This is a genomic window from Ancylomarina longa (assembly GCF_003996985.1).
Taxonomy (GTDB): Bacteria; Bacteroidota; Bacteroidia; order Bacteroidales; family Marinifilaceae; genus Ancylomarina_A; species Ancylomarina_A longa.
The window spans coordinates 251327-268216 of record NZ_RJJX01000002.1; the positions used below are offsets into that span (position 1 = coordinate 251327).

10 protein-coding genes are annotated in these 16890 nt (G+C 39.1%); 3 read left to right on the top strand and 7 right to left on the bottom strand.

What is annotated here, in order from left to right:
* Window positions 1-324 precede the first annotated feature (324 nt).
* Together DLK05_RS03145 and DLK05_RS03150 are read left to right on the top strand one after the other, a co-directional pair.
* On the top strand, window positions 325-2346 hold the full coding sequence (locus DLK05_RS03145) for an MGH1-like glycoside hydrolase domain-containing protein (protein WP_127342524.1): 2022 nt from the start codon (window positions 325-327) through the stop codon (window positions 2344-2346).
* Between the two features lie 362 nt (window positions 2347-2708).
* A complete protein-coding gene (locus DLK05_RS03150; protein WP_127342525.1) occupies window positions 2709-3431 on the top strand; it encodes a hypothetical protein in 723 nt (240 codons plus the stop codon).
* A gap of 418 nt (window positions 3432-3849) precedes the next feature.
* Here DLK05_RS03150 and DLK05_RS03155 read toward each other — a convergent pair whose 3' ends face one another.
* Together DLK05_RS03155 and susR are read right to left on the bottom strand one after the other, a co-directional pair.
* Complete coding sequence (locus tag DLK05_RS03155) at window positions 3850-5967, bottom strand: glycoside hydrolase family 97 protein (protein WP_127342526.1); 2118 nt, start codon at window positions 5965-5967, stop codon at window positions 3850-3852.
* 379 nt (window positions 5968-6346) lie between these two features.
* Window positions 6347-7957, bottom strand: a complete 1611-nt coding sequence (gene susR / locus DLK05_RS03160) for a SusR family glycan utilization regulator (RefSeq protein ID WP_127342527.1) — start codon at window positions 7955-7957, stop codon at window positions 6347-6349.
* 296 nt (window positions 7958-8253) lie between these two features.
* Between susR and DLK05_RS03165 the strand changes: the two genes are divergently transcribed.
* A complete protein-coding gene (locus tag DLK05_RS03165) occupies window positions 8254-10329 on the top strand; it encodes a prolyl oligopeptidase family serine peptidase (protein WP_127342528.1) in 2076 nt (691 codons plus the stop codon).
* A gap of 79 nt (window positions 10330-10408) precedes the next feature.
* Here DLK05_RS03165 and leuB read toward each other — a convergent pair whose 3' ends face one another.
* The 5 genes from leuB to DLK05_RS03190 all read right to left on the bottom strand — a co-directional run bounded on the left by leuB (window position 10409) and on the right by DLK05_RS03190 (window position 16682).
* A complete protein-coding gene (gene leuB / locus DLK05_RS03170) occupies window positions 10409-11479 on the bottom strand; it encodes a 3-isopropylmalate dehydrogenase (RefSeq protein ID WP_127342529.1) in 1071 nt (356 codons plus the stop codon).
* A 9-nt stretch (window positions 11480-11488) separates the two neighbouring features.
* A complete protein-coding gene (locus DLK05_RS03175) occupies window positions 11489-13048 on the bottom strand; it encodes a hydroxymethylglutaryl-CoA lyase-like TIM-barrel protein (RefSeq protein WP_209319682.1) in 1560 nt (519 codons plus the stop codon).
* Window positions 13049-13073: 25 nt separating this feature from the next.
* Window positions 13074-13652: a 3-isopropylmalate dehydratase small subunit gene (gene leuD, locus DLK05_RS03180; RefSeq protein ID WP_127342530.1), complete on the bottom strand. Its 579-nt coding sequence runs from the start codon at window positions 13650-13652 to the stop codon at window positions 13074-13076.
* Between the two features lie 53 nt (window positions 13653-13705).
* Window positions 13706-15106, bottom strand: coding sequence for a 3-isopropylmalate dehydratase large subunit (gene leuC / locus DLK05_RS03185; RefSeq protein WP_127342531.1), 1401 nt, complete (start codon window positions 15104-15106; stop codon window positions 13706-13708).
* A gap of 82 nt (window positions 15107-15188) precedes the next feature.
* Window positions 15189-16682 (bottom strand): 2-isopropylmalate synthase, encoded by a 1494-nt coding sequence (locus DLK05_RS03190; protein ID WP_127342532.1) that lies wholly within the window; start codon window positions 16680-16682, stop codon window positions 15189-15191.
* Between the last annotated feature and the right edge of the window lie 208 nt (window positions 16683-16890).

A 16890-nucleotide genomic window follows, 5' to 3' on the forward strand; every position in this document is an offset into this window, starting at 1 on the left:
AGACGGATGAACTAAAACACAAAATAACATAGCAATAGAATTTATTGCTTCAGCTAATAAAAAATGCCACGAAGTGGCTAAACATGAATAACCGCCTATACCATGGGCGATAATATCAATAACAAAAATCATCCCTGAAGACAGACGAACTAAAACACAAAATAAAGTAACATAGCAATAGAATTTATTGCTTCAGCTAATAAAAAATGCCACGAAGTGGCTATACATGAATAACCGCCTATGCAATGGGCGAAAAATGGATAATCAAAAACCTCCCCAAAAAGGGGGGGGGGGAACTAAAACAAGATTAACACAAGCTATAAAATGACATCTAAAAACCTCACCTTACTTCTCATCACCTTTCTTGTGTGGAGTAGCTGCCAACCTAAAGTGGAAAAAGCAAAAGATCTGCAAAACTCCTTCCCCAACATCCTCAATATACAGGGAATTCCGGCATCTCAGTTCGATTTAAAGCCCTTTGGATTTTCCGATTTGGGAGCATGGCATGGCTACGCTTTACCTCCTAAAGATAGTACGGAATACTATGGTGGTTTTTCGGGACCTCTGTGCATGAAAATGTGGGGACAATGGTTGGGTAAATGTGTTAGTCAGCTGGAACTAACCGATGCTGCAACAATGGAAGCCATTGACCTGAGCAAAGCCAAAGCAGAAATGCTTTACCTGCCGGGCAGACTGCAACAAAATCTGGAGTTGAAAGATTGGCGTATCCAACTTAGATTGATATTTGTAAGCAACAGAACGAGCCTGATAGAGACCACTATTCTCAACAAAAAAGATACGAATGCCAGCATTTTTACGGGTTGGAAAGGTAGGCTCTTCGCAAAAGGATTACAATTTTCTGAGTGCCCCAACGGAATTCAGGTAGATTTCGAAAATGGGAAAAAGCATTTTCTGATTCAAACGAATAAAGAAGAGGATGTGATGATCTCGGCAGATCGGCGATCCTATCATCTGATCGTAAAAAAACCAATAGACCTGCCAGCAGGTGAAGCCAGGAAGCTAAAGCTGCTTCATTCCTATTATTTTAATCCTGAAGAAGCATCCTTAGAAAGCAATCAGATTTCGGATTACTTCGCACAAAGCGATAGCTTGTTTAGCGCCAATAAAATTCGATGGAACGGATATTTGAGTAAGGCATTAGAGAGTAAGAATCCACTCCTGCGCAAAGCAGAGAACCGAAAACTTGCAGTTAAATGTGTGGAGACACTGCTTACCAATTGGCGTTCTGCTGCCGGAGATTTAAAACACGATGGCGTTTTTCCATCAGCAGCCTATCAGGGCTTTTATGGATTTTGGTCGTGGGATAGCTGGAAACAAGCGGTTGCTTTGGCACACTTTCAACCTCAATTGGCAAAAAGCAATATTCGCTCCCTATTCGATTATCAGGATAAAATGGGAATGGTGGCCGATTGTATTTATTTCGATGCCTCGGAGAACAACTGGCGCGATACCAAAGCTCCTTTAGCCGCTTGGGCAGTACTGCAAATTTATCAGGAAACACATGATCTGGATTTTGTGAAAGAGATGTATCCCAAACTGGTGAAATATCATAACTGGTGGTATCAGAATCGCGATCACGACAGGAATGGTTTGTGCGAGTATGGCTCTACAGATGGCACTTTAATAGCAGCAAAATGGGAAAGTGGAATGGACAATGCCGTGCGTTTTGATGATGCTAAAATGCTGAAAAATAATGCTCACGCCTGGTCGATGAATCAGGAATCGGTGGATTTAAATGCCTATTTGTATGCAGAAAAAAACCAATTGGCAGCTCTGGCCTTGCTGCTGGACAAAACAGCTGAAGCAAACACTTATCAGGAACAGGCAAAAAGTCTAAAACAGCAAATTGCCACCAAATTCTGGGATGAGCAAACAGGATTTTTCTACGATAGAGCCTTAGAGACAGGAAAACTTTTAACCATTCAGCAAGGAGCCGAAGGTTGGATTCCCCTATACACCAAAATCGCAAGTAAAAAACAGGCTGCTGCCGTTCGAAATATTCTTGTGGATAGCACAAAATTTGCAAGCTATATGCCCTTCCCTACTTTAGCTGCAGATCATGCCAAATTCAATCCCTTAAAGGGATATTGGAGAGGTCCGGTTTGGATCGATCAGGCTTATTTTGGTATTAAAGGACTCCAAAACTATGGATTTAAAAAGGATGCGGATGCTTTAAGTGAAAATTTACTACAGCACGCCGAAGGACTGTTGGAGGATGCTCCTATCAGAGAAAATTACCATCCACTAACGGGTAAAGGACTAAATGCAAATCATTTCTCATGGTCGGCTGCACATTTCTTAATGCTATTAAGCGATGAGGAATAATGCTTAAATCAGAAAATGGAACGCGGATAACGCAAATAACACATATTCTTTTTATCTGTAATGATCCGCAAGATCCGTGTCATCTGTGTTCTGATTAGTTTATTTAAAACCAGGCATTTCAAATTTCGGTAAAACGAAGGACGAAATGTCTTTTTTATGTTGTAGGACATACTTAATTTAAGTAAAGTTCACATCTGCAATTATCTTAAGTCGTACATTTTCTGTGAGTTAAATAAGGAATGTATTTTATTTAACTTTTTCGCATTTATATATTGCATTATTGTATCATTTCATTTAACTTCATACTCGTTAAAATAAATTTATAACCCGATTGGTAACCCCCAATCACAAAACCCTAAAGTATGACAGATACAACAACTGCCCCAACAATTAAAGACAAAGTTCTTGGTATCCCTGATGAACAGAAAATTACTCCAACCATTCCTGTGGATATTGTAATTTTAGAAGCAGAGAACCTTTACCACTTCGCCAAAGATGACAAAGAAACACTGGTAGAAAGCGGATTAAACACAACTTTAATTGAAGATTTGCTGCCCCGAATCACCTTTTTACAGGATTGTCAAGCAGCGTGGATGACCGTTTACAATGGAAAAGAAATTACTCTGGAAGAATGGAAAAAGGAGTCGGAAAAAGCTTACGAATTACAAGCAGAACTACTGCATTCTTTTCGATTTGCCTTTAGAAATGAGCACAAATTAACAACACAAGTTAACCGTATTGCAGAAGGAAGCGGACACGCCGATTTAATACAGGATTTAAAAGACTATGCCTCCTTGGGTAAAGCCAATAAAGAAGCATTAGAAGCAATAAATTTCGACATGCAGAAATTAGATCTTGCAATAACAATGTCAAATAGCCTATTATCCTTATTAGGGGAAGTAAATGGCATTAGAAAGGATGCCGGCAAACTAGAGAAAGAACTGCGCGATCGTGCCTACACTTATTTAAAGCAAGCTGTAGACGAAATTCGCGATTACGGTAAATACGCCTTCTGGAAAGAGGAGGATAAAGTAAAATTGTATTCGAGTGACTATTCCCGAAAAATTAGAGAGAGAAACTCCTGAAATTAAGATAAGGACAAACCGCCTGAAACCCTTGCGATGATTGATCATTTACCCGATAGGAGGCCCAAAATGCCGATAGAAGGGGTCATTTACCCGATAGAAGGTTCAAAATGCCGATGAAAGGGGGTATTTCTCCGATGATCGGCCCCGGAAGCCGATAGTAGGTAAGAATCCGGCGATGAAAGGTTTGAAATTTGAATTGTATTACTCAGATCTACATACAATTATTTACAACTAAGCATGAAGACATCCCAGACAATGCGTCTGGGATGTTTTTTTATTTCTAAAATACCCCACCTGTTAGTGGTGTAAAAATGCTTTAGTTTTAAAAAGCGACGAATAAAGACTAGCTATAAAAAAATCCCGATGAAGCCTAAATCTTCATCGGGATTGCCAAACTATAAAAAAATCAAGGCTGCTATTTCATTTCCATGATACTTATGGCAGCTCCACCACCTGCTGCCAGGTGATATTTTAAATGAGAAGTAGTATCAACTTCCTTTTTAATGATCTGATAAGCGGTTGGATTTTTATCCCAATGCGCAGTTTTACCATCTAAATACATTGTTGCCATATATTTTTTTCCTGCTGGCAAGAAATCAAGACTGATATCCATATCACGTGCATTTTCGTCGGTAATAGATCCTACAAACCAATTATCCGAAGCTCTGTCCTGACGGGCAATGGTAACAAAATCGCCAATTTCCCCATTCAATACCTTCGTAGTTTCCCAGGTAACCGGTACATCTCTGATAAATTGAAAAGCATCGTTTCCCTTGTAATATTGCATTAGATCAGGAACCATTTGAATGGGGCTATTGATTACCACATACAAAGCCAATTGCTGCGCCAGGGTGGTATTCACCTGATTATTTTTTTTGTATGGCTTCAGCTTGATATTAAAGATACCAGGAGTAAAATCAATAGGACCGGCAAGCATACGGGTAAAAGCTACAATAGAAAGATGCTCAGGAGGATTACCACCGTCACTCGACCATGCATTAAATTCCTGTCCTCGCAAGCCTTCGCGGGAGATGGCATTCGGATAGGTTCTTCGCAATCCGGTAGCTTTAATCGGCTCGTGCGCATCCACAGCCACTTTATACTTGGCACCCATCTCTAAAGCGCGTCGGTAATTATTTACCATCCATTGTCCGTGGTGATACTCCCCTTTCGGAATAATCTTACCAACATATCCCGTTTTAACGGCGTGAATCCCCAAGGAGTTCATCAAATGATATGCGGTATCCATTTGCTGATTGTAGGTTCTTGGTGCAGCCGAAGTTTCGTGATGCATAATCAGCTCCACTCCTTTTGATTTACCATAACGAACCACTTCTTTTAAATCGTAATCGGGATAAGGAGTCACAAAATCGAAAACGCCTTCTCTGTCCTCAAAACCAATCCAATGTTCCCAACCGGTATTCCAGCCTTCCACTAAAATGCCTCCCAATCCGTTCTCAGATGCAAAATCGATCAGCTTTTTAGCATAAGCAGTAGTTGCGCCGTGCCTACCATTTGGTTTCAGACCCGTTGCAGTATTCATATCCTGAGATCCACCATAATCCCAGGTTTTATTTCCCAAGTGCATATCCCACCAGATACCTACATATTTCATGGGTTTGAAATAATCTACCGATCCAATTTTGTTGGGTTCGTTTAGGTTTACGATCAAGTCGGATTCAATTAAGCCTCCCGCATGATCAGCAATCTGAATGGTTCTCCATGGTGTGTGGAAAGGCAGGCTTCTCTTCACCTTATATCCTGTAATGTCGGAGCCTACCAATTCGCTCTGCATCATCAAATGTTCCTTATCAATCTTTAAGGTCATTCCTGCATAATCGGTAAGGTTGGCCTCATGAAAGCTTAAATAAATACCAGCCGCAGTTTTCATAGTCACCGGTGTATTTACAGCATTATAGGGAATATTAGTTTGAGCTAAGTTTTTATTTTTCTCATATTTTCTGGCATCAATTCCCGTAAATTTTGTGGTATGATACAAATGCTCGTAGATATCCCAATCGCCTGGAATCCACCAAACCTGATGATCGCCAGTTAGATTAAATTGTGTATTCTCATCGGTAATAATGACTTCTTTCATTGCCTTTTGTTCGGGAAATTCGTATCGAAAACCAAGACCATCGTTATATACCTTAAATACCAAATTCATTTTCCTGTTTGGTGCTTTTTGTTCTTCCAATGCCAAACTCAATTCATTGTAATGATCGGTTACTACTCGCTTTTCGCCCCAAGGCATCTCCCAGGTAGAATTACTGCTTGTGTTTTTTGCATCTACAATCTTCCATCCTTTTTCGATGGCGGGCAGGTTTTTAAATTCGAAACCCAATTTAGAGGTATCGATTACTGTTTTTCCATTAAATACTACCTGATAGCTGGCTTGTCCGTCGATCATATCAACTTCAACACCTATTTTTCCATCAGGAGATTCCACTTTTGCCGTAGTCTTACTTTTTGCACAGGATGCCATCAAAATGGCGAGTCCGATAAATGCAAAAAGAATTGATTTGATTTTCATTTGTCTATAATTTGATTTTTAATATGTCTGTATTGTTCACGAATAACGGTTAACTGTATTCAAAGAAACAACAGGCGGAAGGCAATTGCTAAATACTAATGGAATATATAGATGATATCCACAGATATCAATACACAAAGCCTTAATAAAGCGATATTTAGGTTTATTTTAGAAGATGAAAAATATAGATCAAATAAAGATGGGAAATAGTTCCGGAGTGAGATTATTAGGCTGAATTCGACTATTAAATAAAATCGTAATTTAACTTAACACACCTCTCATACCGTCGCGAATTACTCCTTTTTGCTACCAATGCATAGTTGGATGCTTTCCGACTTTCTTTCCTCAACAGAATCGGTGAGTATTATTGAAGTTCTCCTTATACCGATTTTATTTCCATGATTTTGCTATCAAAATCCTCATTTGGAACTAAAGATCGGTTCTTAATTTTGGTTTTATAGGTATAGATAGTATTTACCGAAAAGTTGAGAATACTGGCAATTTTTTCATTGTCGATAATACCCAAGCGTATCAAGGCAAAGATTCTTAAATCTGTGTTCAAGCAATTGGAATCCTTCAATTGAATTCTATCTTTATCCTCGAAAAGGAGATTATAGCGATTGACGAAATCAGGAAATAGTTTTAGGAAAATGCGATCGAAATCCTGAAATAAGTTTTGACGTTCTTTTTTAGCATTGTATTGTCGCAATTCGTGTTCGATGGTATCGTACTGTTTGGTGAGCAACTGCCGGGATATTGCCTTTCTCATGGCATCCATCCTCTCGATAAACTGTGAGCTGAAATTAAAGTAATACCCAACATATTCCTCCTTAATCTTACTCACTTCCCTAAGCTGATCATTCACTTGCCGCAGACTGCGATTGCTTTCCATTATCACCTTTCTGGCTTTTCGCAACTCCCGCAATTGCCTGTAAATTATAATTGCAAATGCCACAATGATCAGCGTAAGCAAGGATACAATTATGGATACAGAAAGGACCAGATCTTTTTCTTTCACCACTTTCTTTAATACAGCCGCCTCAATATCTGGTTTGATATAGGAAATCTCGAGACGACGGGCATTACTTCCATAATAACCTGCATCTTTTTGGGCTTCGGCAATAAACTTATTCGCTTTTTCCAGATCTCCTTCGTGAAATAATACTTCGGCTAAAACCTTAGCTGCAAGGGTTTCCATTGTTACCGACTGAATGTCGCCAACTGCAGCTTTTAGTAAATGATATTTAGCCTTTTCCTTTTCATGTAAACGGATATAAGCTATTCCCAAGCCACAATTACTAATCGCTGCCTGATGTGGGTTCAAATTGTGATGATATACCAATTCTTTATACAAGTTAATGGCCTTATCATTCTCCAGATTATTGAGGCTTTTTAAAGCCCGAGCCAATAAATAGTCGAAGGAATCAGGATCGCCCTCCTCCTCAATTTTTCGCACATAGGAATTACCAATCTTCAGATATTTTGGTGCAAAATATCCCCATCGTGAATTCGATAAATCGTAATAAGCGCGATAAGCTACCGAATAAAATTCTACTCGCTTTTTCGCTTGTAACACATAGGGATTAATACTTTGCAAACTATCAATAGTTTCCTTATACAAACCTTTCAGAAGCAGAATCAAAGAAAGGCGGGTTTTTGCCTCCGCAATCTTCTCTTCATCCTTGAGTTGATATGCTATGTTTATGGCTCTATTGGCATACTGAAAAGCTGAATCGTAAACAAAATACTCGTATTGCTTGCTTAGCTGAAGCAATAATCGGAACTCCTCTTTTTTATTCTTTGGATTAGCAATTTTCAGAGAATCCCTAAAGACATTTATATCCAGTTTTTTTTGCCGGATAATACTATCCTTCAGATGTAAATACCTATTGGTCTTCTCGAATTGTTGTGCCAAAGTATCATTCTGTGCTTCGGAAATCGTAGTGTTACCGAGGCAGATAAGAAAGGATAAAATAAGAATTCGCAGCATAGTAAGTGGACTTTGGGGTCAAACGACCTGTAAAAATAAAATAAATCTCCATCTATCTAAAACAAATAGGATATTCAGCATATAAAAAGCTTTTTCCTAAGGTATTTCCTGATTATCATCCCTAAAAATAATATGTAATAATTTGAATTATCATTATCAAATAATATTTTCTATATTTGAATATTACTATTTATTATGATTCCATTTGTATCCAAACTAAATATTGTACTCCTAATTCTAAAAAACACCCCTAATTTTTTTTAAAAATATTATCACTAATCTCAATTGTCAAAATCATGAAACAATTACTAATCCTTCTGTTCCTCTATTTTTCTTTTTCAGATACCATTGCCCAAAGACCAGAATATCCGGTATGCCCGAAACATGCTGTTACCGATACTTTTTTTAATGCTTACACAGTAACAGAAAACTACCGATGGTTGGAAAATGTACACGACACTAAAGTGAGAGAATGGATAAAGGAGGAGGAAAATCTGTCGGATAAATTCACCAACAGAGCTTCTTCAAAATACGCTTGTAAAACTCTTATTGACAAGTATTCCTATATTCGTTCCTCCCATCCTGTAAAAAGTGGAAAATATTATTTCACATTTTACTATCGGAATAAATTAGCAAGTCCTGTTCTTTATATGGGGGATGATCCCGAAGAGGTGGACTATCCGCTTGTAGATCCTAATTTCAATACTAAAAATGATAAAGTGGACATCCAGTCCTATGCTGTCTCCAGAGACTCAAAATATTTATGCTACCTCATCAATCGCAATGGAACAGACTGGAGGGAAGCAAGAGTAGTAAGCTTGCCTTCTGGCACCAGAAAAAGAGATCATATTCTTGGAATTAAATATTCCTCCATAGCCTGGATGAATGATGGATTCTTTTACTCCAAATATCCGTACGAGGGTGAATTTAAAGCTGCATTTGGAGAGGAAGTATATTATCACAAATTAGGAGATGAGCAGGCACAAGATAAATTGATATTTAAACGCAAAAGTCCGAATGCGCAATTTTCTTTCCGGACTACTTCCGATGAACAATTCTTTGTTTTACAGGAAGAAACTCCCAACTACTACAACTATTTTTTTATCGATTACTCGGCCAAACAGCCTTATCTTCGTCCTTTATTGATGAAGCAAAAATCTAAATTTAATGTCCTCGACAGCCATAATGGAAAACTAATTTGCAGAACTTTCAAGGACAATAATGGGGGATCTATTGTTGAAATTGATCCTTATGCTCCTTACCAATGGCGCCAAGTTGTTCCTGAATTACAAGATGGTGTGTTGCTAATCTGCAAGGTGAAACAGGATAGATTGATTTGTATTTACCAGAGCAATCAACACCCTATTGTTAAGATTTTTGATTATCAAGCTCATGCCTTGTATCAACTTGAGCTACCTGAAGCCAGTTCGGTAAATGGATTCAGTGGTGAAATAGACGATGAAGATTTAATCTTCTACAATCAGCAATATACGACCCCTTCCCTGTGCTATCATTTTAATACAAAAACCTTTCAACGCAAACCTGGAAAAACTACTAAAGTCACTTTTTACTTTCAAAACTATGAATACAAATCCATCAGCTATCCGGTAAACGACAGCATTAATGTACCCATGACAATAGTTTATAAAAAGGGATTGAAACTAAATGGCAATAATCCGTGTCTGTTGAAAGCCTACGGAGGATTTGGTGCGATTTCAACCCCTTCCTTTGATCCGGGTATTGTCTACTTTATTGAGCAAGGTGGTATTTATGCCTTTGCTAATATTCGTGGTGGAGGAGATCTGGGTAAAGAATGGGCTAAGGCTGGCAAAGGCCTGCACAAGCAAAATTCTATTGATGACTTTAATGCTGCCGCAGAATTTCTGATTAAAGAAAAATATACCAATCCCAAGAAACTAGCTTCAACGGGAGGCTCGCATGGAGGATTAATTGTTGCGGCGGCAGCTATTCAACGCCCTGATTTATACGCAGCGGTGGTTCCTGTTGTTGGTGTTATGGATATGATACATTTCGAGGATTATACAGTGGGTAACTTCCATACCGATGAATTTGGTACAGTTCGGGATTCGGTAGATTTTTTGAATTTAAGAAGCTACTCTCCCTTACACAATATTAAAGAGGAAGTGAATTATCCAGCGATGTTGGTGATGACCTCAGAAAATGACGATCGGGTTCCTCCTTTTCATTCCTATAAATTTGTGGCACGACTGCAAAATAGGGAGAAACAACTAAACCCTATTTTTCTGAGAGTAGAAAAAGATGCCGGACATTACGGAGCTATAAATCACAGTAAATACACCAAAGGCAAAGGAGCCATGTATGGATTTATCATGAGAATATTAATGGGGTAAGAAAACTATTCCAAGCAGTTAAAAAGCCTGAAAGTATCAAGTACCTTCAGGCTTTTCGCTTTATTAATTGATGTGTAAATTAAGCATTCTGAATAAAATCAGTCAACCACTCTCCTACTTCTGAAGTAGAATAAGCCTTGTTTCCGTCGGCAATATCTTCTGTTACAATTCCTGCTTCCAATGATTCATCAACTGCTTTACGAATTAATGCACCTTCGTCCATCATTCCAAAGGCATACTCAAACATCATTGCCGCAGAAAGTACCGTAGCACAAGGATTGGCAATATTCTTACCGGCAGCCTGTGGATACGAACCATGAATTGGTTCAAAAACAGAAGTATGAATACCGATAGATGCCGAAGGAAGCATTCCCATGGAACCAGAAATAACACTGGCCTCATCGGTTAATATATCTCCAAACATATTCTCTGTTACCATCACATCAAATCGTTTTGGCCAGGTAATAATTTGCATAGCAGCATTATCTACAAACATATATTCCACCTCTATATCCGGGAATTCAGGTTCAATTTTCTGTGCTACTTCCCGCCACAATCGCGAGGATGCCAAGACGTTTGCCTTATCCACAATAGTGAGCTTTTTTCTACGCTTGCCTGCATACTCAAATCCAAGGCGTACAATACGCTCAATTTCGTCAGCAGTATACACACAGGTATCATAAGCTGTTTTTCCATCCTCGGTTCTCCCCTGTGGACGACCAAAATAGATTCCTCCTGTCAATTCCCGAATACACATAAAATCTGCTCCATCCACCAATTCCGTTTTCAAAGGTGATTTATGTATTAATGACTTGAAGGTATTTACAGGACGAAGATTGGCATACAATCCCAATTGCTTACGCATGGCCAACAGGCCTTGTTCAGGACGAACTTTTGCAGAAGGGTCGTTATCGAATCTGGGATGCCCAATTGCACCAAATAACACCGCATCAGAATTCATACATAGCTGATGAGTTTCTGCCGGATAGGGATCTCCCACCTCTTCGATGGCAACAGCTCCTACAAGGGCTTCGGTGAATTCAAAATCATGTCCAAACTTTTTAGCAACAGCCTCGATAACTATTCTGGCTTGCTTTACGATTTCCGGTCCGATACCATCGCCGGACAATACTGCAATTTTATAAGTCATTGTATCTTTTTATTCCGTTTTTAATTTGATGTTTTTCACACTATTTTGCTCTTCCATAATATTCAACATTCGCGATGTTGCCTTAATAGCAGCTTCTACCTGGTCGGGATCTAAACCTCGTGTTTTAAATTCTTTTCCATTATAATCCCAGGTAATGACAGACTCTACCAAAGCATCTGTTTTTCCTCCGGGAGGAATTCGTACCAGGTAATCTGTTAATACCGGACGTTCTCTGTCCAAACTATCGTACACACTCCAGACAGCTTTCATAAAAGCATCATATTGCCCGTCACCAGAGGAGGTGCCTTCGTGCATAACACCATTAATCTCCATATTAATAGAGGCGACAGGTCGCATTCCCTTTGAAAGGGATAAGGAATAATGCTTGATTTGGATGGGCATTTCTATCATCTCCTGATTTAGCACATCCGAAACGATAAAAGGAAGATCCTCGGTGGTTACCCTTTCCTTTTTATCCCCCAGCTCAATTACACGCTGCGTCACTTTTCTCATGGTATCCTCTTCCAGAGTCATACCCAATTCTTCCAAATTCTTTTTGATATTTGCTTTACCCGATGTCTTTCCCAAAGCATATTTTCGCTCACGACCAAAACGCTCCGGCATTAATCTATTAAAATATAGATCGTCTTTGGTATCACCATCGGCATGCACCCCACAGGTCTGGGTAAAAACATTTTCCCCAACCAATGGTTTGTTCGATGGAATCCTAACACCAGAGAAAGTTTCCACCATTCTACTAACGGTATTTATCTTGGACTCATTAACATTTATTTTTCGGGATAAATGGTCTTTCACTACTCCCACCACAGAGGCAAGAGGTGCATTTCCGGCTCTTTCACCTAGTCCGTTCACGGTAGTATGAATGCCATCCATTCCTGCTAAAACAGCAGAATACACATTCGCCAATGCCAAATCATAATCATTGTGCGCATGAAAATCAAAATGCAAATTGGGGTATCTCTCCCGACAGGCATAGCAGAAATCAAATGCCTGCACCTGATTCATCACCCCCAAAGTATCCGGAAGCATAAATCGCTGAATATTCTCCTGATGTAATTCATCTAAAAGAAACCAAACGTAATCTCTGGAAGCATGCATACCATTAGACCAATCTTCAAGATAAAGATTCACTTTTATCCCTAATTCAGAAGCATAGGCAATTGCCTCTTTTATATCTCTGACATGCTGTTGAGGTGTTTTTCGCAATTGTCCTTGTAAATGTTTTAAAGAACCCTTTGCCAGAAGATTCACCACGCGAGCTCCACTGGAATAAATCCAATCTAAGGATGCCTTTCCATCAATAAATCCCAGGACTTCTATTTTATCCAGACAGTTATTCTCCTCTGCCCATTTGGTAATTCGCCGTACTGCTTGAAATTCTCCTTCTGACACTCTTGCCGAAGCAACTTCCATCCGATCCACTTTTAAAGACTGCAACATCAATTTTGCCAGTCCCAGTTTCTCTTCAGCATTAAAGCTAACCCCTGAAGTCTGTTCTCCATCCCTAAGGGTGGTATCCATTATTTCTAAGCTACGCAGTTCGTTCATTTTAATTTAAAATGTGTGATTTATTTTATGCTTCAAAAGCTTCTATCTTATCTTTCTTGTTTAAAAGATAATCGATGTCATCAAATCCATTAAGCAGACAGTTTTTCTTATAGGAATTGATTTCAAATATTTCCACATGTCCGTTTAAACGGATACTTTGATTCTGCAAATCAATCACTAATTTCTGTTTGCCATCTTTCTCGACAGCTTGAAATATTTTAATTAGAAATTCGGAGGAAACCGTAACTGGCAACACTCCATTATTGAGTGCATTATTTTTGAATATATCTGCAAAAAAACTACTAACCACCACTTTAAAACCGTAATCGTGAATAGCCCAGGCAGCATGCTCTCTCGAAGATCCACTTCCGAAATTTTTACCACCCACTAATATTTTTCCACTATACTCGGATTTGTTAAGCACAAAATCATTATTAGGAGTTCCGTCAGCAGCATAACGCCAATCGCGAAAGAGATTTTCTCCAAATCCTTCCCGGTCAGTTGCCTTTAAAAATCTTGCAGGTATTATCTGGTCTGTATCGACATTTTCTGCTGGTAGCGGAACATAGGTCGATTCCAATATTCTAAATTTATCTATTGGCATAATATTTAAATTTTCTGTTTGTTCTTAGATTGAATTAATAATATTTCCACAATTTAAAACAAGTCTCTGGGATCAGTAATGACTCCTGTCACTGCGGCAGCAGCAGCAGTTAGCGGGCTCGCTAATAAAGTTCTTGCTCCCGGACCTTGTCTTCCTTCAAAATTTCTATTGGAAGTGGAAACGCTGTATTTTCCTGCTGGAATTTTATCATCATTCATTGCCAAACAAGCAGAACATCCCGGTTGACGCAATTTAAATCCGGCCTCTTCCAATATCTCAATCAATCCTTCCTGCTGCGCTTGTTTCTCTACTTGTTTGGAGCCAGGAACTATCCATGCAGTAACCGAATCAGCTTTTTTTCTACCTTTCACTACCGATGCAAGCATCCTTAAATCTTCAATTCTTCCATTCGTACAGCTTCCTACAAATACATAATCCACTTTCTTACCTATTAGCTTATCTCCCAATCCAAAACCCATATATTCTAAGGATTTTTTAAAGCTGGGTAATTCAGTAGCAACAACATTTTCAGCATTGGGAATATTACCTGTGATACCAGTTCCCATACCCGGATTTGTTCCATAAGTTAACATTGGCTCTATATCCGAAGCTTTAAAATTATATTCCCTATCAAAGACGGCAGCCTCGTCTGATTTTAGTTCTTCCCATTTGGCAAGAGCGGTATCCCAATCCTTTCCTTTGGGAGCAAACTCCCTTCCTTTCACATACTCAAAAGTAACTTCATCCGGAGCAATCATACCGCCACGAGCACCCATTTCGATACTCATATTGCAAACAGTCATTCGCCCTTCCATACTCAAGCTTCGAACTGCACTACCGGCATATTCCACAAAATATCCAGTTGCGCCACCAGTACCCAATTGAGAAATCACATAAAGGGTAAGATCTTTTGCAGTAACTCCTTTTTGCAAGTCTCCATCAATGGTAATCCTCATTTTTTTAGGTTTTGGTTGCAACACGCATTGTGTAGCTAAAACCATTTCCACTTCCGAAGTACCAATCCCAAAAGCCACAGCGCCAAAGGCTCCGTGTGTTGAAGTATGGCTGTCTCCGCAAACTACTGTCATCCCCGGTTGAGTATGTCCCAATTCCGGGCCAACCACATGAACGATCCCATTGTAAGGATGAAGTAAACCATAAAGGGAAATATTATTTTTCTTACAATTCGCCGTTAAAGTTTCTACCTGTTTTCTGGATAATTCATCCTTAATGGTTAGGTGCTGATTCTCAGTAGGAATATTGTGGTCTGGTGTTGCGATTGTTTTTTCAGGACGAAATACTTTCAATCCCCGCTGTTCTAAACCGGTAAATGCTTGTGGACTGGTTACCTCGTGTATCAGATGTTTATCGATATACAAGACACTTGGGCCGCCTTCAATTTCCTCAACCACATGTGCATCCCAGACTTTATCAAATAGTGTTTTTGGTTCCATTTTTTATATTTCAATATTATTTAAAGTGAAAATCATTTAATGGCATAAACGTTTTCAATTAACTGCTTATATCTATTCTGATTTACACGATTTTAGATAATGCATTCACCAAAGCCTCCACAGAAGCTGTGATAATATCAATATTAGCACCAAAGCCGTAGTAAACTTTACCTTTATGTTCCAGCTGAACATGTACTTTTCCCAAATCATCACTTCCGCGGGTTAATGCCTGCACTAAAAATTCACCTAAAGTAAATTTCTGCTTAATCAGTTTTTTCACAGCATTAAAACAAGCATCAATTGGACCATTTCCTTCTGCAGTAGCAGCACAACTTTCTCCTTTTATTTTAAGGTGAACCGTAGCCATAGGAATAGTTGATTTTCCAGATACTACCTGAAGAAGTTTCAATTCAACGGCTTTCTCCATATCATTGCTATCGCCCATTAATTCAGCTAAATCTTCCTCGGTAACATTCTTTTTCTTATCTGCCATTACCAAGAACCGATTGTACACATCATCCAGTTGGTCCTTCGACAATTCATATCCCAACTGATTTAAATGATGATTCAAAGCGGCACGACCACTTCTCGCGGTAAGTACAATTGCTGATTCCTGAATACCCACTTCCACAGGATCAATAATCTCGTAGTTTTCTCTATTTTTTAGTACTCCATCCTGATGAATTCCCGATGAATGTGCGAAAGCATTTCTACCAACAATAGCTTTATTGGGCTGAACCGGCATGTTCATAAGGGATGAAACCAATCGACTGGCATTGTGAATACCCTTTGTATTTATATCGGTATATAATGGTAAATCGTGATGTGTTTTTACAGCCATCACAACTTCTTCCAATGAAGTATTACCAGCTCTTTCCCCAATACCATTAATGGTAACCTCTACTTGTCGGGCTCCATTTATCACCCCACTTAAAGAGTTGGCTGTTGCCATTCCCAAATCATTGTGGCAATGCGTTGATAAGATTGCCTTATGAACATTGGAAACATGTTCCATTAAATATTTGATTTTCGCACCATAGTCGGCGGGAAGGCAATATCCTGTTGTATCCGGAATATTAATAACCGTTGCTCCAGCAGCAATCACAGCCTGAACCACTCTAGCAAGGTATTCATTATCCGATCTACCGGCATCTTCGGCATAAAACTCAACATCTTCCACATAACGCTTGGCATACTTTACTGCTCGAACTGCTCGCTCCAAAATTTCGTCAGGATTGGAATTCAGTTTGTATTTGATATGATATGGCGAGGTTCCGATACCGGTATGAATTCTACCTCTTTTGGCAAACTTTAATGCCTCAGCAGCAACATCAATATCTTTCTCAACTGCGCGGGTTAGAGCACAAATAGTTGGATTGCTTACTGCCTTGGCAATTTCGACGACCGATTGAAAATCTCCGGGACTGGAAACAGGAAATCCTGCTTCAATGACATCCACTCCTAATGCTTCCAAAGTTCTGGCAACTTCAATCTTTTCGATTGTGTTCAACTGGCATCCCGGAACCTGTTCTCCGTCTCGTAATGTGGTATCGAAAATAAATAATTTATCACTCATGTTTTTAGTCTTTTGTACGTGAAATGTTACTAGCTCTATCGACAAAAAAAAGTTCTCCCTATTTTCGGAAGAACCATGTACTTGCATCTTTTGCGTGTCAGATTAGCATACGGTCTTCCAATTTGATCCTCCAATAAAGAGGTCAATAATTAGAATAATACCAATAAGGCTAGAACCAATTTTCATTTGTATGATTTTTATTATTCTG